General features: G+C 68.8%; 21 protein-coding genes and 1 pseudogene. 12 read left to right on the top strand and 10 right to left on the bottom strand.

Going from position 1 to position 24,294, the window contains the following annotated elements; genetic code table 11:
- Positions 1–110 precede the first annotated feature (110 nt).
- From KY661_RS31360 to KY661_RS31350, 3 genes are all read left to right on the top strand, one after another.
- Positions 111–2,705 (top strand): LamG domain-containing protein, encoded by a 2,595-nt coding sequence (locus tag KY661_RS31360; protein WP_225413706.1) that lies wholly within the window; start codon positions 111–113, stop codon positions 2,703–2,705.
- 237 nt (positions 2,706–2,942) lie between these two features.
- Positions 2,943–3,566 (top strand): hypothetical protein, encoded by a 624-nt coding sequence (locus KY661_RS31355; RefSeq protein WP_225413705.1) that lies wholly within the window; start codon positions 2,943–2,945, stop codon positions 3,564–3,566.
- 120 nt (positions 3,567–3,686) lie between these two features.
- A complete protein-coding gene (locus tag KY661_RS31350; RefSeq protein ID WP_225413704.1) occupies positions 3,687–4,772 on the top strand; it encodes an acyltransferase family protein in 1,086 nt (361 codons plus the stop codon).
- A 62-nt stretch (positions 4,773–4,834) separates the two neighbouring features.
- On the opposite strand, the gene KY661_RS31345 is transcribed toward KY661_RS31350, so the two are convergent.
- Positions 4,835–6,382, bottom strand: coding sequence for a S1 family peptidase (locus KY661_RS31345; RefSeq protein ID WP_225413703.1), 1,548 nt, complete (start codon positions 6,380–6,382; stop codon positions 4,835–4,837).
- 156 nt (positions 6,383–6,538) lie between these two features.
- Between KY661_RS31345 and KY661_RS31340 the strand changes: the two genes are divergently transcribed.
- Both KY661_RS31340 and KY661_RS31335 read left to right on the top strand, forming a co-directional pair.
- The gene (locus KY661_RS31340; protein ID WP_225413702.1) at positions 6,539–6,772 is read left to right on the top strand and encodes a hypothetical protein; all 234 of its coding nucleotides are present in this window, start codon (positions 6,539–6,541) and stop codon (positions 6,770–6,772) included.
- Positions 6,769–7,287, top strand: coding sequence for a DUF2243 domain-containing protein (locus KY661_RS31335; RefSeq protein ID WP_075010662.1), 519 nt, complete (start codon positions 6,769–6,771; stop codon positions 7,285–7,287). The genes KY661_RS31340 and KY661_RS31335 overlap by 4 nt, the downstream gene beginning before the upstream one ends.
- On the opposite strand, the gene KY661_RS31330 is transcribed toward KY661_RS31335, so the two are convergent.
- From KY661_RS31330 to KY661_RS31320, 3 genes are all read right to left on the bottom strand, one after another.
- The gene (locus tag KY661_RS31330; protein ID WP_225413701.1) at positions 7,253–7,939 is read right to left on the bottom strand and encodes a suppressor of fused domain protein; all 687 of its coding nucleotides are present in this window, start codon (positions 7,937–7,939) and stop codon (positions 7,253–7,255) included. The two genes, KY661_RS31335 and KY661_RS31330, sit on opposite strands and share 35 nt — an antisense overlap.
- A gap of 76 nt (positions 7,940–8,015) precedes the next feature.
- Positions 8,016–9,185 carry a GNAT family N-acetyltransferase gene (locus KY661_RS31325; RefSeq protein ID WP_225413700.1) on the bottom strand — a complete coding sequence of 390 codons (1,170 nt, stop codon included), beginning with the start codon at positions 9,183–9,185 and terminating at the stop codon, positions 8,016–8,018.
- A 64-nt stretch (positions 9,186–9,249) separates the two neighbouring features.
- The gene (locus tag KY661_RS31320) at positions 9,250–9,879 is read right to left on the bottom strand and encodes a DUF2378 family protein (protein WP_225413699.1); all 630 of its coding nucleotides are present in this window, start codon (positions 9,877–9,879) and stop codon (positions 9,250–9,252) included.
- 186 nt (positions 9,880–10,065) lie between these two features.
- On the opposite strand from KY661_RS31320, the gene bioA reads away from it, so the two are divergent.
- Positions 10,066–11,397, top strand: a complete 1,332-nt coding sequence (gene bioA / locus KY661_RS31315) for an adenosylmethionine--8-amino-7-oxononanoate transaminase (protein ID WP_225413755.1) — start codon at positions 10,066–10,068, stop codon at positions 11,395–11,397.
- 29 nt (positions 11,398–11,426) lie between these two features.
- Here the strand turns inward: bioA and KY661_RS31310 are convergent, their stop codons facing one another.
- Both KY661_RS31310 and KY661_RS31305 read right to left on the bottom strand, forming a co-directional pair.
- Positions 11,427–13,217, bottom strand: a complete 1,791-nt coding sequence (locus KY661_RS31310; protein ID WP_225413698.1) for an ABC transporter ATP-binding protein — start codon at positions 13,215–13,217, stop codon at positions 11,427–11,429.
- The gene (locus KY661_RS31305; RefSeq protein WP_225413697.1) at positions 13,214–13,390 is read right to left on the bottom strand and encodes a hypothetical protein; all 177 of its coding nucleotides are present in this window, start codon (positions 13,388–13,390) and stop codon (positions 13,214–13,216) included. The genes KY661_RS31310 and KY661_RS31305 overlap by 4 nt, the downstream gene beginning before the upstream one ends.
- On the opposite strand from KY661_RS31305, the gene KY661_RS37420 reads away from it, so the two are divergent.
- The 5 genes from KY661_RS37420 (at position 13,389) to KY661_RS31285 (ending at position 19,478) form a co-directional block, all read left to right on the top strand.
- The gene (locus tag KY661_RS37420) at positions 13,389–13,514 is read left to right on the top strand and encodes a hypothetical protein (RefSeq protein WP_263437515.1); all 126 of its coding nucleotides are present in this window, start codon (positions 13,389–13,391) and stop codon (positions 13,512–13,514) included. The two genes, KY661_RS31305 and KY661_RS37420, sit on opposite strands and share 2 nt — an antisense overlap.
- A 135-nt stretch (positions 13,515–13,649) precedes the next feature.
- Positions 13,650–16,349: a class III lanthionine synthetase LanKC gene (gene lanKC, locus KY661_RS31300; RefSeq protein ID WP_225413696.1), complete on the top strand. Its 2,700-nt coding sequence runs from the start codon at positions 13,650–13,652 to the stop codon at positions 16,347–16,349.
- 352 nt (positions 16,350–16,701) lie between these two features.
- Positions 16,702–17,925 carry a hypothetical protein gene (locus KY661_RS31295; RefSeq protein ID WP_225413695.1) on the top strand — a complete coding sequence of 408 codons (1,224 nt, stop codon included), beginning with the start codon at positions 16,702–16,704 and terminating at the stop codon, positions 17,923–17,925.
- A 15-nt stretch (positions 17,926–17,940) separates the two neighbouring features.
- Entirely contained in the window at positions 17,941–18,942 is a 1,002-nt protein-coding gene (locus KY661_RS31290; RefSeq protein ID WP_225413694.1) for a HEAT repeat domain-containing protein, read from the top strand.
- An 11-nt stretch (positions 18,943–18,953) separates the two neighbouring features.
- Entirely contained in the window at positions 18,954–19,478 is a 525-nt protein-coding gene (locus KY661_RS31285; RefSeq protein WP_075010667.1) for a hypothetical protein, read from the top strand.
- 69 nt (positions 19,479–19,547) lie between these two features.
- Here the strand turns inward: KY661_RS31285 and KY661_RS31280 are convergent, their stop codons facing one another.
- Positions 19,548–20,663 (bottom strand): hypothetical protein, encoded by a 1,116-nt coding sequence (locus KY661_RS31280; protein ID WP_225413693.1) that lies wholly within the window; start codon positions 20,661–20,663, stop codon positions 19,548–19,550.
- A gap of 456 nt (positions 20,664–21,119) precedes the next feature.
- Positions 21,120–22,205, bottom strand: a complete 1,086-nt coding sequence (locus KY661_RS31275) for a hypothetical protein (protein WP_225413692.1) — start codon at positions 22,203–22,205, stop codon at positions 21,120–21,122.
- A gap of 125 nt (positions 22,206–22,330) precedes the next feature.
- Between KY661_RS31275 and KY661_RS31270 the strand changes: the two genes are divergently transcribed.
- Complete coding sequence (locus KY661_RS31270; RefSeq protein ID WP_225413691.1) at positions 22,331–23,455, top strand: serine hydrolase domain-containing protein; 1,125 nt, start codon at positions 22,331–22,333, stop codon at positions 23,453–23,455.
- On the opposite strand, the gene KY661_RS31265 is transcribed toward KY661_RS31270, so the two are convergent.
- Both KY661_RS31265 and KY661_RS31260 read right to left on the bottom strand, forming a co-directional pair.
- Positions 23,443–23,931: a hypothetical protein gene (locus KY661_RS31265; protein ID WP_225413690.1), complete on the bottom strand. Its 489-nt coding sequence runs from the start codon at positions 23,929–23,931 to the stop codon at positions 23,443–23,445. The genes KY661_RS31270 and KY661_RS31265 overlap by 13 nt on opposite strands.
- Before the next feature lie 33 nt (positions 23,932–23,964).
- Positions 23,965–24,294 (bottom strand): annotated as a pseudogene (locus KY661_RS31260) (hypothetical protein); the annotation flags it as partial.

Below are 24,294 nucleotides of genomic sequence, written 5' to 3'. Positions count from 1 at the left end.
CGCTGTCAGAGGCCCACGCATGGCTCGGGAAAGGTGTACCCCTGCGCAGTGTCAGGACCGGTTGGTCTTGGAAATATCGTGTATCCTGTTTTACAGCTCTAGGAGGATTCATGGCACTCCCGCATCGTCCCCCCCGGTGGTTCTCAGGACTGTTCCTCTCGCTGGTGGGGTGTCTTCTTGCCCCGCAGGAGGCGTCCGCGGCCACCCGTCCCTCGCTGGTGAACACGCGCATCTCCACGCCCTTTGGCGCCAATGGGCACTCCTCCACCGTGGATGGGCGCATCTTCATCGGCAACAACGGCGAGGACCACGCGACGACCACCACCAAGTGGCGCGCCCGCGTGTTCCGCCCCGAGGCCATCACCTATGACGCCGAGGGCAAGCCCAGCTTCTCGGCGGCCTTCTCCGCCGGCGTCACCACCGAGGTGAAGAACGGCGAGAACGCCCTCGCGTTCTGCTTCACCAACCCCGCACAGCCCTACACCCTCAGCAACGGCGTGGCCGTCTATCAGCCCTACATCGTCGACTCGAAGATGTTCAACGGCGACAACATCTTCCGCCGCCGGCCCATCGACGTGCGCGTGAACCAGCCGTTCACCCCGCAGGCGGAGGTGGCCTCGTTCACCACGGGCGCCCTGGAGACGCTGAAGACCACCACGGGCGCGAACCTCCGGGGCATCGAGCCGACGATGACCTCCGATGGCCGCCTGCTCATCTTCCAGGGCGCGCCGGCCAACACCGGCGGCATCGACTACATGATGTACTCGTACAACCCCACGCCCTGCGCGCCCACGGGTTGGAGCGTCCCGCGCCCTCTCTCGATGATGTTCAACGACACCACGCCGGGCCTGAAGCGCTATCCGCTCTCCTGGCAGCGCATGAAGGCCGCCACCGGCGAGGAGTTTGGGGACACCACCTCCGGCGCCCTCATTCGCGGTGCCTACGCCTGGGTGGACCACGAGGGGCGCAACCTCCTCTACATCGCCGTGCGCTACACCGACGGCGCGCGCCGCGAGGCCGTCAGCCTCATCGGCTCGGAGACGGGGTGGATCGCCCAGCACATCGACGGCAGCATCAACACCAACCGCATGGACATGGCCCACCTCTTCTACTCGGGGCCCATGTGGAACTTCGAGCAGGAGCGCCCCGGCGCCCAGAACTTCCCTCCGGGCTCGAGCAACGCCGCGCGCTTCCTGCCCGTCACCAAGACGCACGACGTGCTGGCCCTCTTCGGCAGCAACACGGGCGATTACAACGAGGTGGACCTCGGGGAGATCGCCAATCCCTTCCAGCTGCTCTCCCTGCCCATGAACGAGCTGGTGACCCGCGCGGGGGATTATGACTTGACGCGCACGCCGGACATCGCGGGCCGCTTCTTCACCGCGACGCTCAAGGGCACCGCCCAGGTCTCCGACACGAACGCGCCCACCCAGCCCACGACGGGCTCGCTGTGGGAGCCGCACGCCAAGGGCCGGGCGCTGGTGCTGCCCGGGGGCGGCGCCGCCACGGTGAACTTCACGGACGCGAGCAACACCGTGCCGGGCGTGGGCGCCCCCGTCCGGGGCTTCACCGTGCAGCTCGCCGTCCGTCCGGACGCGGCCATCAACCAGGGCTGCACCGGCAATCCCTACCGCTACCTGCTGCAGAAGCAGGGCGGGCTGGACCTCATCTACGAGGCGAACCACAGCGTGCAGATGTCCTTCGTCATCAACGGCACCCGCGTCCGGCTGGGGGGCAGCCCGCCGCTGCCCACCGGCCGCTGGTCGCACGTGGCCTACACGTGGGATGGCGTCACCGGCCAGTTCGGCGAGTACATCAACGGCGTGGCTACGGGGCGCACGCTGCCCAACGCGCCGGGAACCTTCCGGCTGGGCACCGGCCAGATGTCGATCGGCGCCGGCAACGCCCTGGACACGCAGAGCTGCCCGGCCCAGGGCGAGGGCTCCTTCAAGGGCTTCATCGACGAGGTGCAGTTCTTCACCCACGCCCGCTCCAACCGCAGCGTCTGCATGAGCGCGCTGGGCGCGGACTGCAAGGAGGACGCGATTCAGGAGGAGCCCACCGCGGGCCAGTTCGTGATGAGCCAGCAGCACCCCGGCTGCAACAGCTTCGCGGCGCTGGGCTCGCTGGCGTGCGCGCAGTCCATGCACCGCGTCTGCGCGCAGCGCGGGGCGGATGACGCGCTCGCCTCGGCCACCAACTTCTGGGAGACGCTGCGCCAGGTGGTCAGCAACCAGCCCCCCATCTCGCTCGTGGGCGTGCCCGCTTCGGCCAATGCCACGGAGGTGTCCGTGGCGTGCGCCCCCATCCAGCACGTGAGCCTGGGGGTGACGTTCGAGGAGCTGGCGCGCAAGCATGACGGCTGCACGGACGAGCGGGCCGCGCAGACCACGCACTGCGCCGCGGCGGTGCGCCGCTGGTGCAGCAGCCTCGGGTGGACCACGGGACAGATTTTCGAGATGACCTCGCGCCCGTGGGTGGGGTGCTTCAACGCGGGGCTCGTGCAGGAGGTGCCCCGGAGCCAGCTCGGCCCCGCCAGCACGGCGGGCAACTTCAGCGCCACCGAGTCCCGGCTGGAGGTCAGCGCGTGGTGCCAGGGCAAGGGCTACAGCGCGGGCGTGGTGCAGGAGGTCGGCAGCAGCACCACCGCCAGCGTCCACTGCTTCCGGGCGGCCACGACGCGGCCGTGGAAGTTCCTGCCCTAGCGGGGGCCTGAGGCGGGTGACGGCAGTCACCACCTGGGACTGCTGTCATCAGGCCTCGAGGCGGTATTCCGGGCGGAGAGGGCGGCCTCCGCCCCCGCCCGGGACCGGGAGTTCCAAGCCCTTCAAGGGTTTGCGCACATATCCCACGGTTGCCTCCAGGGTGGCATGGTTGGTGCTTCTGTGTGCAGCGTTCCGCAGCGCCAACCTCCTCCCCGCTGACCCAAAGGAATCGCTCCCATGTCCGCCATCGCTCCTGCCTCCTTCAAGATGCCCATTGCCCCTCCCGTCGCCCCCACTTCCCAGGGCCCGGCCGGGTTCGGCACGAGCGCCGTGGGAGGTCCGTCCGGGCTGACGAAGGCGCAGCAGCCGCTGGCGGTGCAGGACGGCTTCAGCGGCGGTCCGGGCCTCCAGGGCAAGCGCAACCTCGTGGACCTGTCGGGCGGGAGCGCCCCCGGCGTGGGCGGCCCCGGAGAGGCGGGGGGCGCCAAGGGCTTGTCGGAGCTGATCGCCCAGCTCATCGAGATGCTCAAGCAGCAGAACGGGGTGCCGCCGGGCGGTGAGGCCGCGGGTGCAGGCGGTGGCGGCGCGGGTGGCGGCTGTGGCGGTGGCGGGGGAGGAGGCCTGGGCGGTGGCATGGGCGGCCTGGGTGGCGCGGGCGGCGGCCTGGGCGGCCTGGGTGGCGCGGGCGCGTCCCAGGGGGCTGGGGGCGATGGGTTCTCCGACCTCATCCAGCAGCTCTCGAAGGTGATGGAGACCTTCACGCAACTGGCGCAGGGCGCCCAGCAGCTGGGCCTGCTGGGCGGTGGCGCCAGGGGCGCGGGCCTGGGCGGCGTGCAGGACCTGGGGGTCCCGACGCTGTAAGCAGTTGATTCCTTTGGAAAGACTTCCGGGAGCCACCGTCCTCTGAATCAGGGAGAGGAGGCTGGCTCCCTGTCTGCTTGGTGCGGACGGGGCAGTGCGTTCAGAATGCCACCCCTCTCCATGCCGTCCTCTTCCCCCCCCACGCTGAAGCAGTGTCTGGACAGCCCGCGCAACAATCTGGACTTCATCCGGTTGGTGGCCGCCACGGGCGTCATTTTCTCTCACGCGTTTCCGCTGGCAGAGGGATTGGGCACGCGCGAGCCGTTGGAAGACTTCAGCCACGGGCAGATGTCCCTGGGGCGCCTGTGCGTGGCGGTCTTCCTCATCATCAGCGGGCTGCTCATCACGCGCAGCCAGGAGCGCAGCCCCAGCCAGGCGCACTACCTGTGGGCGCGCATGCTGCGCATCTTCCCCGGGCTGGCGGTGGTGCTGCTGGCGAGCGCCTTCGTGCTGGGCCCGGTCCTGACGGAGCTGCCGCTGGAAGGGTACCTCCGGTCTCCGGACACGTACGCGTACGTGTGGCGCAACTTCACCCTGTACCAGTCCCAGTGGGAGTTGCCGGGCGTCTTCGAGGGCAATGCCTATCCGCGCGCGGTGAATGGCTCGCTGTGGACGCTGAAGTACGAGGTGGGCTTCTACCTGCTGGTGGCGGGGCTGGGCATGGTGGGGCTGCTGCGGCGGGGGTGGGCCCTGGCGGGGTGGGGACTCGCGGCGGTGGCGCCCCTCATCCCGTACGTGGGGCCCCGGCTGGGCTGGTGGCAGGAGCTGTCGCTCTACTTCGGCTCCGGGCTGGTGCTGTACCTGTGGCGGGACCGGGTGCGGCTGAGCCCGTGGGCGGCGCTGGGGTGCCTGGTGGTGCTCGGGGCCACGGCCTGGTGGGGCGTGGGAATGCGGCTCGCCGTGGGAAGCTGTGGGGCGTACCTGGTGATGTACCTGGCGTTCCGGCCCGGGTTTCGGGTGGACCTGTCGCGCTTCGGGGACATCTCCTACGGCGTCTACATCTATGCCTTTCCGGTGCAGCAGCTCGTCACGGCCCTGCTGGGCGGCCGGACGTCGGGCTGGGTGAACGTGGCGCTCTCCGTGCCGCTCGTAGCGGGGCTGGCGGCGCTGTCCTGGCACTTCGTCGAGAAGCCCGCGATGCGCTGGAAGGGCGCGCCGCCCTCGCTGCTCGCGCGCGTCCTGCCCACCCGGGTCCGCGCCGTCTAGGACCCAAAAAAAAGGGGCGCGGCCCTCGCGGCCACGCCCCTCGTTACTTCAGGTGAGAGGGATTAGCGGTAATCCCACTTCTGGTTGGCCGCGCCGTTGCAATCCCAGAGGTGCAGCTTGGCGCCGCTGGCCGAGTTGACCCCCACGATGTCCACGCACTTGTTGGCCAGGTAGCTCACCAGGTCACCCGCGCCGCTGAGCACGAAGTCCTGGGCGCGGTTGCCATTGCAGCTGACGAGCTGGATGGCCGTGCCGTTGGCCGTGGAGGCGTTGGCGACGTCCACGCACTTGCCGCCGATCTGCAGCGTGCTGCCCACCCAGGTGAACTTCTGGGCGTTGGTGCCGTTGCAGTCCCACATCTGGAGCTGCACGCCGTCGGAGAAGTTGGAGTTGGGCACGTCGATGCACTTGCCGTTGAGGCGCGAGACGAACCCCTTGCCGCCGCTGCTGCCACCGCCCGTGCGGAGCGTGAGGCCGTAGGTGCTCAGGATGGGGTTGATGGGCTGGAAGAACGTCTGGGGGCTGGAGGACTCGCAGCCGCCGGCGATGCCGGAGGTGACGCCCTGTGCCTGGGTGCCGGAGATGACCGAGCCACCCGAGTCACCGGGGTTGGCGCACGCGTTGGTGTGCGACATGCCGTAGACGGGGCCGTTGGAGTAGTTGACGGTGATGTTCTTGGCCACGAGCGTGCCGCAGCGCCAGCCCGTGGTGTAGCCGGAGCGGCAGATGGAGGCGCCGATGCCGGCCTCCTGCGAGCCCGCCACGGTGACGTTCGCGTTGTTGTAGCTGTAGACCCAGGGCTGCGGCGTCCACGAGCCGTTGGTGGCCACCCAGGCCCAGTCGTTGGTGGGGAAGGTGGAGGCGCGGATGGTGCCCATCGCCACGCCGTTGTGGCCGGTGGTGGCGGTGCCCGCGCCGCCGCAGTGGCCGGCGGTGACGAAGCCGCCGTTCACCGAGAAGCCGACCGAACAGCGCGCGTTGCTGAAGTAGTAGGGATCTCCGCCGCGCACGTCGTAGGCGAGCTGGGGCGCCTGGGTGGACTCCACGATGCGGATGGTGCCGTCCTTGGCGCCGCGGCTCTGGGCCACGAAGGCCTCGTTGCGCAGCTTCGACATGCCCGAGCCGCTGTCGGCGTGGACCACGACGCTGTTGGTGGCCACGTCCACCTGCCAGAAGTGGATGGACGGGCCGGCGTTCTTGGCGTTGGCGTTCAGCTCCGCCATCACCGCATCCAGGTGCGCCTGGCTCCGGGCCACGCGGCGGGGCTCGGCGCCCGCGCGGCGGACGCGCTCGGCGCCGGCCTCGTCGGTCACGCCGACGATGAGCTGGGTGCCGTCCGCGTTCAGCCACGCACCGCCGAACGAATCGCCCAGCTCCTCACGCAGCGTCTTCTCCAGGGCGGGGGCCTTCGCCTCGAAGGCGAGCCGGCGGCTCAGCTGCGCCTCGGAGACCTTCAAGTCCCGGCGCATCACCGAGAGGAGCTCCGGGGACACGTCCATCGCGGACACGGAGGCCGCGGCAGGGGCCGCCTCGGCGGGCAGGCCGTGCGCGGTGGCCAGTCCGGCGCACAGCGCCGTCAGGGTGGAGAGCGTGGGGAACGTTCGAGTCATGGCGTGAGGTCCTCTTGGAAAGGAAGCCGTGTCTCTAGTCTCACCCCGGAATACGGTCAATGTATGAAAAACAAGACAACGTTGTCATTCCGATGATTGTTTCATTCCGGCGTCCCTTCTCCGCCGGAGCGGAGGGGCGGCCATTATGGTGGCCGCATGAGAGGACTTTCCAAGGTGGCCGGGGTGAGTCTGGCGTTGACGGGGCGCGTCGCAGCCGCGTGCCCCACCTGCCGTCCCGCGGTGGAGGCGGGCATTTTCGACGAACACTTCTGGGGACGGCTGGCCATCACGGCCCTGCCCTTCGCCCTCATCCTGTGCATTGTGTTTCTGGCGCACCGCGCTGGAAGCAGTGCGTCAGCGCCGGCGCGCCTTCCGGAGGAGCCGCGATGAGCGGCTTGAGACAGGGGCCGCTGGTGTCCGCCGGGGTGCTGCTGGGGGTGGGGCTGGGGGGCTTCGTGGACGGCATCGTCCTGCACCAGCTCTTGCAGTGGCACAACATGCTCTCCAGCATCCTGCCGCCGGATGATCTGGTGCGCGCCAAGGTGAACATGTTCTGGGATGGCCTCTTCCACGCCTTCACCTGGCTGATGACGGCGGGGGGCCTGGGGCTGCTGTGGCGCGCGGGCCAGCGCGCGGATGTGCCCTGGTCCACGCGCACGCTCCTGGGCGCGCTGCTCGCGGGCTGGGGCCTGTTCAACACCGTGGAGGGGCTCATCGACCACCAGCTCCTCGGCGTGCACCACGTGAAGCCCGGGCCGCACGCGCTGGCGTGGGACCTGGGCTTCCTGGCTTTCGGCGTGCTGCTGCTCGTGGGCGGCGGGGCGCTCATCCGCGCGGGACGCGAGGACCGCACCCCGCGCGGAGGGGCTGCTACAGCTTCACCTCCTCGCGCTCCGGGCGGGTGACGAGGCCGGCGCCCGCCTCATGGAGCTTGGCCATCAGCTTGTCCATGCCGTTGGAGCGGCTGAAGGCCATCTCGTTGCGCGTGGTGCCCACCAGCGTGAGCAGCTGCACCTTGCCCGAGGGCAGGGTGAACTCGGCGGGGCGCGAGGTGTCCCGCACGAAGACGAAGCCGTTGAGCTTCGTCTCGCCGCCGGTGAGCGAGCCCTCCACCGGGTAGCGGTGGTTGAGGGCGAAGGCGCGCAGGCACACCAGGTTGTAGGCCATCATGTCCAGCAGCCGGAGCACCGGCCACTGCGCCTCCTCGGCGGTGTGGATGACCATCTCGTAGCCGATGCCGCTGGGGGCCGCCTCGTCCACCTCCGCGCCAGGGGCCACGGTGAAGGGGTTGGACAGGCCGCTCGTCACGTAGGTCCAGTAGGGGTACTGCTCGGTCGGGGGCGCCACGCGCACGCCCATGGGGCCCCAGTTCGGGTCCAGCTCCTTCACCTGGGACAGGTCGCTCTCGAGCCAGGCCTGCAGGGCGTCCGTCTGGTCCAGCGTGAACACCTCTTCGCTGATGGCCCCGAACAGCTTCGGGTACTCCACCTCGTCGCGATCCGCCCAGCAGTCCTCATACCACTGGACGAAATCCTCTTCGGTCTCGGGGGCTTTCATACGGCCCGACTCTAAAGGTCTTCCCCCATTTGACAACTTCGTTCGTACGCCGGCCCCCCGCGAGGTGGAGACCTTCTTACACACCCTCCAGGGGCCAGGGCTTGAGGCCGGCGAGCCGCTCGGCCTCCTCCACGGCGAGCGCCAGGTGGGCGCGCTCGCGGCGGAGGGCGTCCCGGATGGTGCGGTCCAGCCGGGAATCGAAGAGCAGGTGGGCGCTGTGCACGGCGGTGGGCTCGAAGCCGCGCGCCACCTTGTGCTCGCCGCCCGCGCCGGGCTCGAACACCTTGCGCCCCGCGCGGATGCTCTCCTCCACCGAGTGGTACAGGCAGACGTTGAAGTGCAGGAAGGGGTGCTCCTCGAGGCAGCCCCAGTACCGCCCGTAGAGCCGCTCCTTCGTCACCGCGTTGAAGGCCCCGGCCACCACCTTGCCCCCGCGCACCGCCTCCACCATCTCCATGGCCTCGGGCATGGCGCGGAACACGCGGGCGAAGAAGTCCGGGGTGAGCTGCACCTGGCCCCAGGCGTGGCGCTCGCACGTGGCGGCGTAGAAGCCATGGGCGCGCCGGGCGTGCTCGGGGCCCAGCTCGCTGCCCGGCACGGTGCGCAGGGTGATGCCCTGCTCGGCCGCGGCGCCGCGCTCGCGCTTGAACTGGTTGCGGCGCTTGGAGGTGAAGCGCGCCAGGTAGTCCTCGTAGCTCTGGTAGCCGGGGTTTTTCCAGTGGAACTGCAGCGTGAGCCGGCGGGCCATGCCGGTGCGCTCCAGGAAGTCCGCCTCCTCCTCGGTGGGGTAGAGCACGTGGACGGAGGAGCAGCCCTCCTCGCGCGCGCTCTCGATGGCGGCCTCCATGATGGCGTGGCGCGCATCGCTCACGTTCTCGCCCTCGGCCACGAGGAAGCGCGGCGCGGTGGCGGGGGAGAGCGGGGCGCCGATGAGCAGCTTCGGGTAGTACGGCACGCCCATGCGCTGGGCCACCTGGGCCCAGGCGAAGTCGTAGATGTACTCGCCCATGCTGTGGAACTTGAAGTAGGCGGGGGAGGCCGCCACGAGCGTGTTCCCGCGCCACAGCGTGAGGTGGTGGGGCGCCCAGCCCGTCTCCTCCTGGGCGCTGCCGCTCTCCTCCATGGCGGCCAGCCATGCGTGCCGGATGAAGGGGGGCGCATCGGCACCCGCCAGCGCATCCCACTGCGCGGCGGGCACGTCGGTGATGGAGTCGAGCACCTGAACGCGGATGGATGGATCGAGCACGGGGACGGTTTTAACGCGGACCGGCCCCGGGTGCCGAGTTCCATCCAGCCCGGCGGGCCCGCGCTCAGTCCCAGGCCAGCTCGTACTCGGAGTCCATCGGGCCCGTGGCGCGCGAGAGGACGCGGGGGTTGCGGGCGTTGACGGACTCCAGCACGGCGCTCAGCACGCCCTCGTTGTAGTGCGGGAGCATGAAGTCGCGCGAGAAGACGACGCGCGCGGCCTTGTCGCCCATCATCGTCACGGTGCGCTCGCCGTAGCTCACCGCGGAGCGGTAGGCGTTGGGAATCTTGTCCAGCAGGCGCTTGGGCGAGTCGCCCGAGAGCAGCAGCACGGTGCGCCCCGCCATGGAGCTGAGGAAGTCGCGCGTGGCCTGCATGCCCAGGCGGCGCTGGGTCGTCTCCGGGCTGCCGAACTGCGAGGTGAGAATCTGCGAGGCGGCGAGCGACAGGCGCAGGAAGTCCGAGACGGGGTAGCTGGAGAAGTCGATGAAGCGCCGCTCGAAGCGCTTGTCGTTGAGCCGGGCGTGGCACTGTTTCAGCGCGGGCTCACCGCCGAAGGTGATGACGGCCGACAGCACCCCGTTGAAGAACAGCCCCCGGGCGGTGTCCGTGGGGGTGGCCAGGGCGATGCGCCGGGCGTATTCGGTCTCCATGGCCTGAGAGAGGGACGCTGCCGAGGGGCTGCGTTGAGTCATGGGGACATCGGCTCCTGAGGAAACGGACCGGGATTATTCCACAAGATACCAGACGCCAGGAAAGGGAAGGGGCCTGAGCCTGGAGGGGTTGCGAGCGGGCAGAGGCCGGGGCAGAACGCGCGCCGCGGGGCCGGTGCGATGCGTCAACCCGGCTGGAAAGAGGGTGCGAGCGTGAAACGCGAGGAGCTGAACCGGGAGGCCATCGTCGCGCTGGACAAGCGGCACGTGTGGCACCCCTACACCGCGATGGGGACCTACATCCAGGCCACGAATCCCCTGGTGGTGGTAGGGGCCGAGGGGGCCTACCTGACGGATGCGGACGGCCGGCGCTACCTCGACGCGAACAGCTCCTGGTGGGTGTCCACGCTGGGGCACCGGCACCCGCGGCTGGTGCAGGCGCTGGTGGAGCAGGTGGGGGTGCTGGGGCACGTGTCGCTCGCGGGCATCACCCACGCGCCCGCGGCGCGGCTGGCCTCGGAGCTGGTGGCGCTGGCGCCGGGGGCGGGGCAGGAGGCGCTGCCCGCGGGGGAGCGGCTCTCGCGGGTGTTCTACGTGGACAACGGGAGCACGGCGGTGGAGGTGGCCATCAAGATGGCGGCGCAGTACTGGGCGCAGAACGGGCGGCCCCGGCGCACGCGCTTCATCACCCTGTCGGGGGCCTTCCACGGAGAGACGGTGGGGGCCACCAGCGTGGGCGGCATGCCCGAGTTCCGCGAGGTGTTCGGGCCGCTGCTGTTCGACGTGGTGCACGTGCCCTCGCCGGCGGAAGCAGGCGGGTGGGAGCGGGCGTTCGCGGAGGTGGAGCGGGCGCTGAAGGCGTCCCCGGACGAGGTGGCGGGCGTCATCCTGGAGCCGGTGGTGCAGGGGGCGGCGGGGATGCAGGTGTACGCGCCGGCGTTCGTGCGGGCGGTGCGCGAGGCGACGCGGGCGGTGGACACGTTCCTCATCGCCGACGAGGTGTTCACGGGGCTGGGGCGCGCGGGGGCGCGCTTCGCGTGTGAGCTGGCGGGGGTGGTGCCGGACCTGCTGTGCCTGGCGAAGGCGCTGAGCGGGGGGCTGCTGCCCTTCGCGGCCACGCTGGCCACGGAGCGGGTGTTCTCGGGCTTCCTGGGCGGGCGGGAGCGGGCGCTGTACTACGGGCACTCGTACTGCGGGAACCCGCTGGGGGCCGCCGTGGCGCGCGAGGTGCTGGCGGTGTACCGGGACGAGGACGTGCTGGGGCAGGTGGCGCGCAAGGCGCCCCGGGTGAAGGCGGCCTTCGAGGCCATGGCGGAGCGGGTGCCGGGCGTGGTGCGGCCGAGGGCCCAGGGCATGGTGGGCGCGGTGGACCTGGGCGGGGGCGGGTACCTGTCCGGCAAGGGCTGGCGTGTGTACGAGGCGGCGCTGAAGCGGGGGCTGTACCTGAGGCCGCTGGGGGACACGGTCTACATCGCCCCGCCGCTGAACATCCCGGACGCCACGCTGGAGGAGCTGCTCCACGGCGTGGAGGAGAGCCTGCGCGAGGCCTCCTCCGGGTGAGGCCTCCCCGGTTCGCCCGTCAAGCCGTGTTAGCGATAGCCTTCCGCCTGGAGCGTGAACAGCTTGGCATAGCGTCCGCCCGACGAAAGCAGCTCCTCGTGGCCTCCCTGCTCGATGATCTGTCCTCCTTCGAGTACGACGATCTTGTCGGCCAGACGCACCGTGGGAAACCGGTGTGAGATGAGAATGGCCGTGCGGCCAGCCGCCAGATGGCGGAAACGCTCGAACACAGCCTTCTCGGACTCCGCATCCAGCGAGGCGGTGGGCTCATCGAGAATGAAGATGTCAGCCTCCTCGCGCATGAAGGCCCGAGAGATGGCCAGCTTCTGCCACTGTCCTCCCGACAGATCCGTGCCATCCTTGAACCAGCGCCCCAACTGGGTGTTGAGCCCCTTGGAGAGCTGTGTGACAAACTCTGCGGCCCCGCCCTTTTCGATGGCCCGCTGAACCCGCGCCGTATCCTCGACGTGGTCAATGCTTCCAAACCCCACGTTCTCACGCACGGCGAACTGGAACTCGTTGTAGTCTTGGAAGATGACGCCGATGCGCTGACGCAGCGTCTCTTCCTCCCACTCGTTGAGGTCGCGGCCGTCCAGGAGGATTCTCCCCTGGGTCGGGCGATACAGACGCGTCAGCAATTTGATGAACGTGCTCTTGCCTGCACCGTTGTGCCCCACCAGCGCCAGGCTCTGGCTGGCGGGAATGAACAGGTTGAGTTCCTTGAGGGCCCATGCCTCCGAGTCTGGGTACCGGAATCCCACCGATTCGAAGCGGATGCCTTGTTCGGCACCAGGCGCCGCGGACGCGGTCAGCAGACGGGCCTGGGTCTGGCTGGAAGGGATGGCCAAGAAGCCAAACAGGTTTGACATGTAGAGGCTGTCCTCGTACATGCCGCCCACGGCACCCAACAGGGCTTGGAACGCCTGTTGTCCCATCCGGAAGGCCGCGAGGTACAAGGTCATCTCGCCCAGCGAGATGCGCCCATCGGCCGCAGCCAGCGCCGTCACCCCGTAGCTGCCATAGAAGGCGCCAGTGCCCACCAGCGAAAGCAGGAATCCCCAGAGCGCGCGGCGGCGCGCCACCTGGCGATCCTCCTCGTAGAAGCGCTCGCCCAGCGTCCGGTAACGCGACAGCAGCGTGTCCCCGAGCCGGAAGATCCGGATCTCCTTGGCGTGCTCCGCCGCAGTCAACAGGTACTCGAAATAGAACAGCCGCCGGTTGTCCTGGGCCCGGCCGCTCTTCATCTGGAAGATCCGCGCCGAGAAGCGCATCTCCGCCAACGTGGCGGGCATCGACGAGAGCAGCAGCGCGCACACCGCCCATGGGGACAGGCTGATCAGCAGTGCCGCGAAGCCCAGCAGACTGACCAGGCTCTCGAGGATGCCGAAGGTCCGGCTGACCACGGACACGGGACGGGACGAGGCTTCCCGCCGGGCGCGCGTGAGCTGATCCTGAACGTGGGGATCCTCGAATTGGTGCAACTCCAGCGAGCGTGCCTTCTGAAGGATGGAGACGTTGACGTCCAAGGAGACACGCGAGCCAAGCCCGCTCCGGACGAGCCCAAGGAGCCGCTGCGCAAGCACCAGGGCCGCCACGGCCCCCAGCTCTGCCAGAACCCAGCGAAGGGTAGCCTCCCGGGAACCCGTGACCACCGCGTCGACAATCTGTTTGCCGAGCCACGCCACCGTGACGGGAAGCACCGCCACCGCCAGCGTCAATCCCGCAAGCGCGGCTGTTTCTCCGGGCGCGCTCCCCCAAACGAGCCGCAGGGTCTGCGGTACATGGGCCAGGCTTGCACGCCACTCGGCGGCTGTTCTCATGTCAGTGCCAATCCCACCGCCGACCCGAAGTCGCGAACAAAAGCTTTCTCCTCAAAACCTTCTTTTTCGGTCAAAATTTTACTAGTAGAGTGCCAAATGGGCAACTTGATCGCACGGGCGGTCAAGGCAGTTTCCAGGCCCGATGTGAACCCCCACCCCAGGAGCTCAATCATGGAACTGGTTCTCGCGCTGCAGTATCTGGAAGACGAAATCGGCGAGGCCCCGGGCGACGCTTGCACCTCGTCGGTGAGCTGTACGTCGACGGCGAGCTGCGCGTCGCACCGCAGCAAGACCTAGCCGCTGGTTCAGCCTAGTGGGGTGCTGGAGAAGTCCTCCGGGCGCCTGCTGGCGAGAGGCCAGAAGAGCCCTTCGGTCCTTTTCCAGCACCCTGCGCGTCTCCTGGTGACAGGAGGGAAAGATCTCCGCGCTTGCATGTTCAGTGACCGCCCCGACTTCCTCTACTCGCTGCTCGACGACGATTATTACGAAAGCATCGAGTCCTACGTCTCCTCCCCTGAGTACCTCGAGCAGGTCCGTCCCCATCTCGATGACAGCTGGAGGGTCCAGGTTGGCGGCTACTGGACGTATTGCAGACTCGGCCCGGACGCGCCTCGCCTCGCCGAGGGGTGGAAGATCCACCTGGCGGCTTCCGAGCTGAGCGATCTGGAGTTGCTGCGAAGGACCGTGCCGCTCCTCGCCAGGGAGAAGGTCGCCTTCAAGTTCTGTGCGGATCGCCGCATGCTCCAGCTGTCTTCTCACAAGAACATGCCGCGCACGGGCGCGGGCAAGTTCGTGGCCATCTATCCCAGCAGTCAGGAGTCGTTCGTGCGGCTCCTGGCGCTCTTGGACGAGGCGACCCAGGGAATGAAAGGGCCCTTCTTGCTGACGGACCGGCCCTACAAGGCAAGCAAGGTCGTCTACTACCGCTACGGCGAGCACTACGGGTACGACGTGCTCCACCCCTCCGGGCGGCGGACGGCCGTCATCCGCTCGCCTGAGGGAAAGTGGGTCTCCGACGAGCGCAAGGGGTACTTCAAGCTACCGCCTTGGATCACGGATCCCTTCTCGGACTGGAAGCCCGTCGAGCGCCCGAAGCAAGGTGCCGGCGTGCCGCTCCAGAACCGATACCGCGTCCAGGCGGCCATGAAGTTCCATGGGGCGGGAGGCATCTACCGGGGCGTGGACACGCAGACCGGAAGCAACATCATCATCCGCGAGGCACGCCCTGTCCTCGGCGGCACCGACGAGGACGAGGAGGGCTTCCGCCTTCTCCAAAAGGAAGGCCGGATCCTCTCGAAGCTGGGGCCCACCGGCTACACGGCGAACTTCGTCGCCCTCTTCAAGGAATGGGAGCACCTGTTCCTGGTCCAAGAGCAGCTCTCGGCCGAGTCGCTGTGGGGCTACTCCATGGGGTTCTTCCATGGCTCGACGGAGCTGCTCCCCTCGCACCTCTTCACTCGAATCCGGGACACCATCCGGAAGATCATCGCAGGGCTGAAGACGGTTCATGCGCATGACGTTGTTCTGAGGGACATCACCCGCAACAACGTCATGTTCACGGCCTCCCACGAGGTGAAGTTCATCGATCTTGAGTTCGCCTACGAGCTGGATCGCACCGAGGCGCCCATCGAGAACTGGACCCCGGGCTACACCTCTCCCGAGCAGAGAGAGAATGGCCGGCCGCATCCCGCTGACGACCATTACGCCATGGGCGCGCTCATCCTGGACATGGTGTCCTTTAGCGCTCCTGGGCTCGATCTGAACCGGGAGGGAATCCTGGCCTCCTATCGGCAAACGCTCGCGGACTATGAGTTGCCAGGCGAGCTCTACGACATCACCGTGGGGCTGCTGGAGCCCGAGCGGCAGCGGCGGTGGGACTTGGATCGCGTGCTGAAGGTCCTGGAGACCTGCCGGGTTCCATCGAGCACCCGCCCCTTTGTCATTCTAGGCGACGCCCCTCCCAGCCGCCCCGCCCCCACCGCGGAATTGCGCGAAGAGATTGCGAAGACCGTGGAAGGGCTGAAGACCTTCATCCTCGACAGTGCCGACTACAACCGGGATGACCGGCTCTGGCCGACACGGCCTGAGCTCTATTGGTCCAATCCGCTTCACCTCTCGTACGGTGCGACGGGCACGGCCTACTTCCTCCAAAGGGCCATGGGAGAAGTGCCTCGGCCCGTGCTCGACTGGATGGTGAACCACTTCAAGCCCTCGGATTATCCCCCCGGGTTGTTCAGCGGGCTGTCGGGCGTCGCGTGGGCATTCCTGGACTTCGGGCTTCAGGCGCAGGCAGAGGCTGCCATGGAGGCCGCCGTGGGTTCGCCGCTCATCTATGAGCACCCGGACCTCTTTTGGGGCACCTCCGGCTGGGGGCTGGCCAATTTGGCCTTCTGGCACCGGACCGGAGCGGACCGGTACCTGAAGCGAGCCATGGACGCAGGCGAGCACATGCTGCGGACCAAGCTCGAGAATGCACAGGGGGCCTACTGGGAACTCAACGGGACGATGCCGCTGGGCTTTGGCCACGGGAACAGCGGCGTCGCGCTGTTCCTCCTCGGTTTGCACGCCGCCTGCAAGGAGGAGCGGTTCCTGGATGCCGCCATCAAGGGCTTGGACTTCGAGATGGCGAACTGCGAGCAACTGGAGGGCTCTGTCCTTTGGTTCCCCCGGGTCAACGCGCCTCTGTCCGCGCCCAAATCCCCTCACATGCGGCACGGCTCGGCGGGAGTGGGAACAGCCCTGCTCCGTGGCTACCGGGCCACGGGCGACGAGCGGCTGCGCAAGTTCGCCGACCGCTGTGCCAATACCGTCAGCGAGCGCCATACCAACAAGCTGTGGTGGGAGTATGGGCTGGCCGGATACGGCGAATTCCTCTTGGACATGTACCTGTTCCTGGGCGACGAGCGGTACCTGAACAATGCGTTCCACTTGGCGGAGGCCATTCTTCCGCACCGCATGACCCGGAAAAATGGGTTTGCCTTTGCCTCGCAAGACTTGTTCCGCATTAGCTGTGATTTTGGAGCGGGCAGCGCGGGCGTGGGGCTCTTCCTGCACCGGCTCTTGAACCCCAGCTTGCCCCGGCTCCTCACGGTCGATGGGCTGATTCCCCCACGAAACGCCGCTGAGCGATGAGCCTCCGGCCCCTGAGCTTCAGCGTGTCGAGTGAAGGGACAGGCCGGTGTGGGAATTCTCTGCGCGCCTGTCGGCGCAGTTCCTCGATGCTCTCGGGCAGGGTGTTGAGCAGAGCCTTCGTAGTACGGGGGCGTGCGCTACCGGCGCCCACGTGCTGCCGGCGTGGGCCTGAAACGAGTGGCCTGTCTACATCGCCCCGCCGCTGAACATCCCGGACGCCACGCTGGAGGAGAGCCTGCCCGAGGCCTCCGCCGGGTGAGGCCTCCCCGGTTAACGGTTTTCTAGCATTTCGTTGGGACGGCTTCGGTGCCGGGGGCTCTACAGAGGTGGAACCCCCTTGGTCCCGGACCCCATGCTTCCAGACGCTCTGCCTCGCTCCACCTCCCCCACCCAGCGCCCTTCGCGCCGGCGCTTCATCCTCGGTGCCACGGTCCTGGGCGCTGTGGTCCTGCTCGCGGGGGGCGCGCGGATCGTCAGCCCTCCTGAGGCGGAGGGCAGGGGGGAGACGCATCCGGCGGCCGCGCCGGGCAGCCCGAACCCGGGGCCCTCCCGGCAGGGCGCCGCTGCCGGGCTGACCGGCCCCGGAGGCGCGGAGCAGGAGGCCGCCGCAGCCCCTCGGAGGTTCGAAGCCACGACGTGCTGGCCGGAGCTGGACCGCTTCGACGGCCACGTGACGATCGAGAACTTCCGCGAGTGGGCCGAGCCGCTGCTGGCCGCGCGCGAGCCGCTCGTCCGGGATTACCTGAAGGAGCGGCTCACGGAGCTGATCGGGAATGATGCGGGCCGCGCCCATCAGGTGATGGACTGGGCCCGCGAGGCCGGGCCCAAGGACTTCAAGGTGTACCTGTCGGCCCTCCGGGACTCCGAGGCCCTCCAACTGCCCCAGGTCGCGGCGCGGCTCACGGACATGGCGTTGGACGGCAGTCTCGCGCCCAATCAGCGCGCGGGCTTCCTGTCGGCCCTGGACACCCAGAAGCGGCTCGAGCCCGCGGCGCTCACGCGGTTGGCGGACTTCGCCAAGGATCCGGTCTCAGGCGAGGCGGGCTGGGCCGCCACCCGCACCATCGCGCGGGTCATGAAGCGGGACTTCCACCAGAGCGGCAGCCTCGCGCCTTATATGGACACGCTGCTCACCATCGGCGCCGAGTCGCCGGACGAGCAGATCCGCTACCTGGCGCTGTCGATGCCCATGCACGCGGCGCCCGTCCTCGACGCCGAGGCCACCGAGCGGTACACGCGGATCCTCGCCACCGAGGGCGGCGAGGACGGCCGGGAGGCGGCGGTGCACAACCTCTCCCTGTCCCAGGACAAGGCCCAGGTGCTGGAGCTGTTCGGCCGCTCCTTCGTGACCGAGCAGGACGTGTGCGTGCGCTGGGCGCTGTTCCGCTTCGCGGCGCGCGCCGCGGGCAGGGACGCGCTCCCAGTCATGGCGAACATGGCCATGACGGACCCGCGCTTCCAGCCGGATTACCAGGCCTTCGAGCGGCTCTACGCCAGCGGCACCCTGGACTTCGTGCGGCTGTGGAACAGCCTGCCCGATCAGGATCCTCACCACTGTCTTGACCGCCACGACTGAGCCCGCGAGCCCGCCATGACCCGCTCCACCTCCTTCCACTTGCGCGCGCCCGGCCTGCTGGCCCTCATGCTGTGCCCTCTGCTGGCCCCGCCGGCCTTCGCACAGGCGGCCTCCCAGGGCCCGGCCCCCGTCCACCAGGGGGAGACGTGCTCGGTGCAAGGCTTGATGGACCAGATCCGGCGGGGGCTCGGCTCGGGGTCGGAGGCGTACAAGCGCTACCTGCGCACGCTCCTGCGCGAGTCCGCCGTCACCTTGCCCGACAGCGAGCTGCGGGCGGCATTCGAGCGGGAGACGGAGCCCGTCATGGCCGAGCACCTGGCGGCGGCCCTCGTCGCGCGGACCGAGCGCGGGGTGGACCCCAGTGCCATGCAGGCCGTGGCGAAGCGGGCCCTGGAGGATCGCGATCCGCAGGTTCGCGCCGCCGCGATCCGCGCCATGCGGCGGACCAGCGCCACGGAGAGCACGGGCGACATGTATGAGCGTCTGGTGAGGGACGCCTCGCCCGAGGTGCGCAGGGAGGCCGCAGCCAACCTCATCGAGGACAACCAGTTCGTCTACTCGGGCCACCACGGCCCGGCCGCGGACCTGGCGGTGGCGGCGGCCGCCGCCTCCACGGATCCGAAGGTAACCGCGAAGATCCTCGGCAGCCTCTCGACCGAAGCGATCAGCGACGGCTCGGCGCGCCGGCTCCAGTCACTGCTGCGAAGCGGTGACGCGGACGTTCGCGCGGCGGCGGTCACCGCGCTGGGCGGAGTGCCCTCGGCGCAGATGGCCAGCACCCAGGAGTCGCTCCTCGCCATGTATCGCGGCGAGCAGGATTCCTCGGTGCGCAAAGCGCTGCTGCAGAGCATCGCCCAGCTGGGGTTCACGGCCGCGGTGCCCGAGCTCCAGCGGCTGCGCGGCGTCGATCCCCGCCTGGTGACGGAGATCGACGCGTGGACGCAAGCACTCGGCATGGGCCTTCAGGAGTGGAGCCTGATTCTGAGGGAGAAACAGCGGTTACAGCAGGCTCGATGAAAGGAGCAACAATGCATCACACGAGCAAGACGGTCCTGGTGGCACTGGCTTCCCTGGCGCTCATTCCGGCCACGGTGACGGCGCACACGGTCAAGTCCCCCTTCCCCGGTACCATTACGGCTACCACGTACTACCCAAGCGGCGGGTACCACGGCGCCATCGACGTCTCCAGTGGCCGCTGCAACTACTGGGGGGCCGAAACGGGCGTGGTGGGCTCGGTCTCCTGGACCGTGACGATCAAAACCACGGGCGTGGTCTGCAACGGGAACGGCTACGAGAACGCGAACATGGCGAGCCACACCTGGGCGGATGGCTGGAAGTTCACCCAGAAGCACTTCATCAAGACCGCCGACTCGAAAAACCGCACGTGCGACCGCTGCCAGGTGGGCAACGAGGGAGGCACCGGCCAGGCCACCGGCCCTCACGCGCACCTGATGCAGGACAAGCTCGGCACCAAGGATACCTCCTGGTACTCGGGCTACACCGTCCAGGGCGAGGCGGTGACCCGCGACGAGACCCTCGGCGTCCTCGACTAACACTTCTCCAGGGGCTCCCTCCGGAAACGTGGGATGCCCTCGTGAACGGGGGGCCCCGCTGAGCCTGGCTTAGGGCGCGGAGGGGCGGCAGCCCCACTGCGTCATGTCCTCGGTGACCGTGGTGCACTGCCACCCATCGCCGCAGGCGTCGAGCACCGCCGGGTCACACTGGCGGTAGCAGGTGCTGACGGTGGGGCCGCCCACGCCGCACACCTGCCCGGTGGGGCAACTGTCCGCGCGGAGAGGGTTGCACAAGGCGGCGCACCAGAAGACCCCCGTGTCCTGGGACAGGCGCATGTTGCAGCGCTCCCCTTCGCCGCACGGCGTCTCGGGGCAGGTGCCCGTGGTGTGGGAAAGGCATTGGTAGTCGGATTCATTCAATTGCTTGCACCGCTGGCCCGCGGCGCACCCTCGCGAGCGGCAGTCGGGGAAGCAGGCGGGACCGTTGAGCCCCTCCTCGCAGGCATGGCCCTCGGGACAGCTCGCCGCATCGTCGAGCCGGCAGGGGCGGCTGCACACGCCCCGGTGGCAGGACAGGCCCTCGCGGCATGCGCCCTCCTGGGAGATGAAGAGCCCGTCGCACGGCTCGCCCTCCTGGCGCATCCCGGCGGGGACACACCGGCGGATGACCGGGCCCGAGGCGCCCGTCGTCACGGGACGGCAGACCTGGCCCGGAAAGCAGTGCGGATCCTCCTCGCACTCGGAAGCCAGACATTCGAAGCGGCGCGTCTCGCGGTTGGCCACGCAGCCGGTGCCGGCCGGGCAATCGCTGTCACTGCGGCAGGCCCCGCAGTTCAGCGAGCCATCCTTGAGCGCGCACAGCATGCCCGAGGCGGGAAGTCCGTGTCCGGGAGGCCGCGAGTCAGGCTCGGTGGGCTGGCTCCGCACTTCGTCTGGCGTCTGGACAAGGGCGGCGGGGATGGCCCGGACCGCGGCTCCGGTGAAACGGATCAGATGGGCCGCGGGAACCTCTTGCGAGGGGAGCGCCGCTTGGGACAGGGCGCTCGTGGAGGGCAGCTCCGCGGTGCTCAGCGGCGCCTCCGGTGCTTCCGGCAAGGAATGCGTTGCCGCGGGAGGCTTCAGCGCCTGGGCAGGCTGGAACCAAGTGAACGCCTTGGCGGCCGTGACCGCGGTGCCGGCGAAGATGGCCAGCACCAGGAGGATTCGAGCGAGATTCCGTCGCATGGGCGCTCCGGCCTAGCAGCTGGAGGCACCGCAGCAGAGGATACTGGTCCCATCTGGCGAACAGCCGCAGGGTCTGCACTCCCAGCACTCCCGCTTCTGGGCATAGGCCACCGTCCCCGCTAACACCGCGCCGCCTAATGCCACGGCAATCAGACAACGCAGCGCCGACATCTTTGGCTTTTTCACGGAATCCCCCGGTTTCTGTGAATCGGTTGCGATGGTACGGCGAAGGAACGGACGAAATCAACGCACCTCGTCCTTGAGTCCATTGTCGGAAGGGCCCCGGGGGAGTTGCGATTTCCCTCGGGAGCCCCCGTTTGGACCCCCTCCAGCACAACCTAGCACGTTGGCCATGCGGCGGACAACCTGCCAGGTTGAGGACCGCCCCCCTGTCAGGCGTTGGCTTTGAATGGAAAGTAAGGGAATTCCGGCGCGCGGCCCGTTGAGGGGGCAACGTTACCGGCGCGGCTGCAAGGACAGACTCACCTCGCAGCGGGTGGTTCCCGTGAAGGCCTCCTTCGCGAACTTGAGTTCGTATTTGGTCCTGCCATGAAATCGGACATCCACCAGTCCCGGGCTGTTCAGCGGGAAACGGGCGCCGGGGGTGAGCGGGATGCCCTTGCCCAGGAACTGGGCTTTCAGGTGGACCTTTCCGGAGTCCTCCAGCGCCGGTCTGTCGGAGCACTCGACGGAATCGACCTGAAGCTCATACCGCCCCGCGGCTTCCGGGGAGATGCGCACGTCGGCGCCCCCCTCGTCGATGCGAAAGGCCAGAGATGTCAGACATTGCTCGCCGTGGGCGCACGCCTTCTGGCTGCTGTGGCCGCCTTTGCCCTCGACCGCGTTCTCCAGCAGCATCCGCAGCGTGCCCTCCTTCGCATGGCACTCACTCCGGGCCGTGACCGAGCCCGTGCTGGGCACCGCGTGCGCGCAGGACGTCCGGTGGCGCACCCCTTCCTCCTTCCAGCCACGGACCACGCCCTGGGTTTCGATGACGTCCTGGTCATTGCCGCCCAGTCCACCCCGCTCACACGTCGCGGAGAGGAAGACGGCGGGCGCGCGGCAGGTCCACTCGGGGGGCGGGGCCAGGGGCTTCACCGCGGCAGGCCGGAGGGCCTTGGCCTTCACCACGACAGGCTCGGGCGGCCGGCGGGCCGAATTCAAGCCCAGGGAGTCCCCCCCCGAGGCCATGCGGTAACACGCTTCGATGGCCGCCTCGGCGGCGGCGTTGCCCGTCAGGGGCGCGAACTCCGCCCGCATCCGGGCCTTGAACGCGCCGCCCACATCGAGCGAGGCCTTGGCGTTGATCAACTTCTTGAAGGCCCCATCCGCCTGCGCGGACGTACTGGCATCCGCGGAGCCCGCGGCCTGGGTGGTCGAGGCGGTCTGCCAGCAGTCCTTCATGGTCTTCAGCAGGCGGATGCGGTCTTCGACGGACAGCACCTCCTGGGCGGAGCTGGTGACCGGAACGCCCAGGAGCGCCGCCACCGCCGTCCACATGGCCACTGCCCCACGACGCGAGAACCCTTCACGAGATGTCATGCTCCCCCCTTGCCGGCAGGCTGCCGGACGTGGCGAGTGTAAAGCCGCGCGGAGCGGCCTCGCCACTCCGCCCAGGGCGGACCTCGGATGAATGGACACTTCCGCACGTGGTATGGCCGGGTTCCATGCGGCTTCTGTCGAACCTGTGGCCTCTGCTTCTGCCCCGGCTCCTGGCCGTGGCCGCGCTCGCATCGTGTGGGCACCTCCAGATGGACGGTCCGGGGAGCCCGCCTGGCCTGCTCGACGATGGGTGGCCGGTCGCCTCGTTGGAAGAGGAGGGCATGGCGCGGGAGCCGCTGCTGGAGCTGGAGCGGCGCATCGCGGCGAAGGAATACCCAGCCCCCGATGCCTTGCTCATCGCCCGCCACGGCAAGCTCGTCTACGAGCGGTACTGGAACGGCTTTCACCGCGACACGCCGCATGACCTGCGCTCCGCCACGAAGAGCATCACCTCGCTGCTGGTGGGGGCAGCCCTGGCGCAGGGGCTGCTTCCGGGCACCGGAACGCGTGTCCTGCCGTTGCTTCAGCGCTACGCGCCCTTCCGGAACGCGGACGAGCGCAAGGAGCGCATCACCGTCAGGGATTTGCTCGAGATGCGCGGCGGGTGGGCGTGCGACGACTGGAACCCGGACTCTCCGGGCCAGGAAGAGCGGATGTATGACTCAAAGGACTGGGTGAAGTTCGTCCTCGACCTTCCGATGGCCGAGGGACCGGGCCAGTCCACCGTGTATTGCACGGGCGGCGTGGTGGTCCTGGGCGCGCTGACCGAGGACGCGGCGGGGATGCCCTTCCCCGAGTTCTCACGCCGTGCGCTCTTCGGGCCGCTGGGCATCACCCGGTTCGACTGGCAGGCGGCGGACGGGGGACGCACCGACACGGGCGGGCACCTGCGCCTGCGCCCGCGCGACTTCGCGAAGGTGGGCCAGCTCCTGCTGAACGGCGGCCAGTGGGGAGGACGGCAGCTCCTCCCGGCGGCGTGGCTCCAGGAGTCCACCACGAGCGCGCGGACGCTGGGGGACTCCCGGTATGGCTACCTCTGGTGGCTCAACACCTTCACCGTGGGTGGCACACCCGTGGAGGCTCTCTTCGCGCGAGGCAACGGCGGACAGTACCTCTTCGTGTTCCCGTCGCTCGGGCTGACGGCGGTCTTCACGGGCAGCTTCTACAACGAGGCGGCGTCCGCCCTGCCCATCGAGCTGGTAGGGCGGTTCGTCCTCGTGTCCGCGCTGCGGCCGGCTCACTGGCAGTAGGCGCGCACGGTGATGGCGGGGCCGGGGTACGTGTAGCACTGGCGGATGCAGTAGCTGCCCTTGTGCCCGCAGGGCTTGCCCGCGGTCTCGCCATCCGGGCACGCCGTGTGGCCGCCGCTGACGCAGTTCTGGCTCACCGTCTCGATGGCCCGGTACGTGCCATTGACCGGCCGACACACCTTGGAGACGGAGTAGGGGCCCCAGGAGTAGTTGGCGGAGAACCAGGTGCACTTCTCCCCCGGCACCGCGCACTCGGCGCCAATCACCCCGCTACAGACCTGCGTGTAGGGCGTGTACCCCGGCGTCTGGACGCTCTCCCAGATGGCCGCGGCCGAGGCCGTGTAGTCGCCTTCGGCCTCGGCGTCCGCGGGAGCCTCTGGGGTGGCGGAAGGCCCCTCGACGGCCTCCTCGGGAACGCCGCAGCCCGAGAGCAGCAGGCCGGCCGTGAGCAACAGGAACCCCAAAGGCTTAAACATGGTCTTATCTCCAGAACAGGTGGTAAAGCCTGTTTACCAGAGATTTCCGATCATGGGGTCAAAAGGCAGCTCGTCCGACTCCTTCCAGGCGTCAGGGTCGGGCTGGGGGGGAGCGGCCTCCTCCAGCGAGGGCCGGTAGTTGGGATCGTTGATTTTCAGGTTGGCGATCTGGTGCTGGTCGTCGGTGATGAGCTCGGTGATGGCGTTGATGCCCACGCCCGCGACGCCCAGGCCCAGGGCGAGCAGCGGCGAGCCCGCGGCGAGCGCCGCCAGCCCCAGGCCGCCTGTCACGACGTTGGTGATGCCCTTGATCTTCTGGCCCTCCAGGCCCGTCTTGTCCGCCGTCATGATGCTGTCGACGCC

It is taken from the genome of Allostigmatella hybrida (genome assembly GCF_020103775.1).
In the GTDB taxonomy this organism is placed as follows: Bacteria; Myxococcota; Myxococcia; order Myxococcales; family Myxococcaceae; genus Hyalangium; species Hyalangium aurantiaca.
Note: the sequence above shows the minus strand (reverse complement) of the source record. Positions and strands in the feature narration are given on the sequence as shown.

Excerpts from the sequence above, each read along its gene's own strand:
- KY661_RS31265 (WP_225413690.1), bottom strand. The coding sequence starts at position 23,931 with ATGTTTAAGCCTTTGGGGTTCCTGTTGCTCACGGCCGGCCTGCTGCTC.
- KY661_RS31360 (WP_225413706.1), top strand. The coding sequence starts at position 111 with ATGGCACTCCCGCATCGTCCCCCCCGGTGGTTCTCAGGACTGTTCCTC.
- KY661_RS31275 (WP_225413692.1), bottom strand. The coding sequence starts at position 22,205 with ATGACATCTCGTGAAGGGTTCTCGCGTCGTGGGGCAGTGGCCATGTGG.
- KY661_RS31290 (WP_225413694.1), top strand. The coding sequence starts at position 17,941 with ATGACCCGCTCCACCTCCTTCCACTTGCGCGCGCCCGGCCTGCTGGCC.
- KY661_RS31295 (WP_225413695.1), top strand. The coding sequence starts at position 16,702 with ATGCTTCCAGACGCTCTGCCTCGCTCCACCTCCCCCACCCAGCGCCCT.
- KY661_RS31330 (WP_225413701.1), bottom strand. The coding sequence starts at position 7,939 with ATGAAAGCCCCCGAGACCGAAGAGGATTTCGTCCAGTGGTATGAGGAC.
- KY661_RS31310 (WP_225413698.1), bottom strand. The coding sequence starts at position 13,217 with ATGAGAACAGCCGCCGAGTGGCGTGCAAGCCTGGCCCATGTACCGCAG.
- KY661_RS31350 (WP_225413704.1), top strand. The coding sequence starts at position 3,687 with ATGCCGTCCTCTTCCCCCCCCACGCTGAAGCAGTGTCTGGACAGCCCG.
- KY661_RS31340 (WP_225413702.1), top strand. The coding sequence starts at position 6,539 with ATGAGAGGACTTTCCAAGGTGGCCGGGGTGAGTCTGGCGTTGACGGGG.
- lanKC (WP_225413696.1), top strand. The coding sequence starts at position 13,650 with ATGTTCAGTGACCGCCCCGACTTCCTCTACTCGCTGCTCGACGACGAT.
- KY661_RS31270 (WP_225413691.1), top strand. The coding sequence starts at position 22,331 with ATGCGGCTTCTGTCGAACCTGTGGCCTCTGCTTCTGCCCCGGCTCCTG.
- KY661_RS31335 (WP_075010662.1), top strand. The coding sequence starts at position 6,769 with ATGAGCGGCTTGAGACAGGGGCCGCTGGTGTCCGCCGGGGTGCTGCTG.
- KY661_RS31355 (WP_225413705.1), top strand. The coding sequence starts at position 2,943 with ATGTCCGCCATCGCTCCTGCCTCCTTCAAGATGCCCATTGCCCCTCCC.
- KY661_RS31345 (WP_225413703.1), bottom strand. The coding sequence starts at position 6,382 with ATGACTCGAACGTTCCCCACGCTCTCCACCCTGACGGCGCTGTGCGCC.
- KY661_RS31280 (WP_225413693.1), bottom strand. The coding sequence starts at position 20,663 with ATGCGACGGAATCTCGCTCGAATCCTCCTGGTGCTGGCCATCTTCGCC.
- KY661_RS31285 (WP_075010667.1), top strand. The coding sequence starts at position 18,954 with ATGCATCACACGAGCAAGACGGTCCTGGTGGCACTGGCTTCCCTGGCG.
- KY661_RS31320 (WP_225413699.1), bottom strand. The coding sequence starts at position 9,879 with ATGACTCAACGCAGCCCCTCGGCAGCGTCCCTCTCTCAGGCCATGGAG.
- KY661_RS37420 (WP_263437515.1), top strand. The coding sequence starts at position 13,389 with ATGGAACTGGTTCTCGCGCTGCAGTATCTGGAAGACGAAATCGGCGAG.
- KY661_RS31305 (WP_225413697.1), bottom strand. The coding sequence starts at position 13,390 with ATGATTGAGCTCCTGGGGTGGGGGTTCACATCGGGCCTGGAAACTGCC.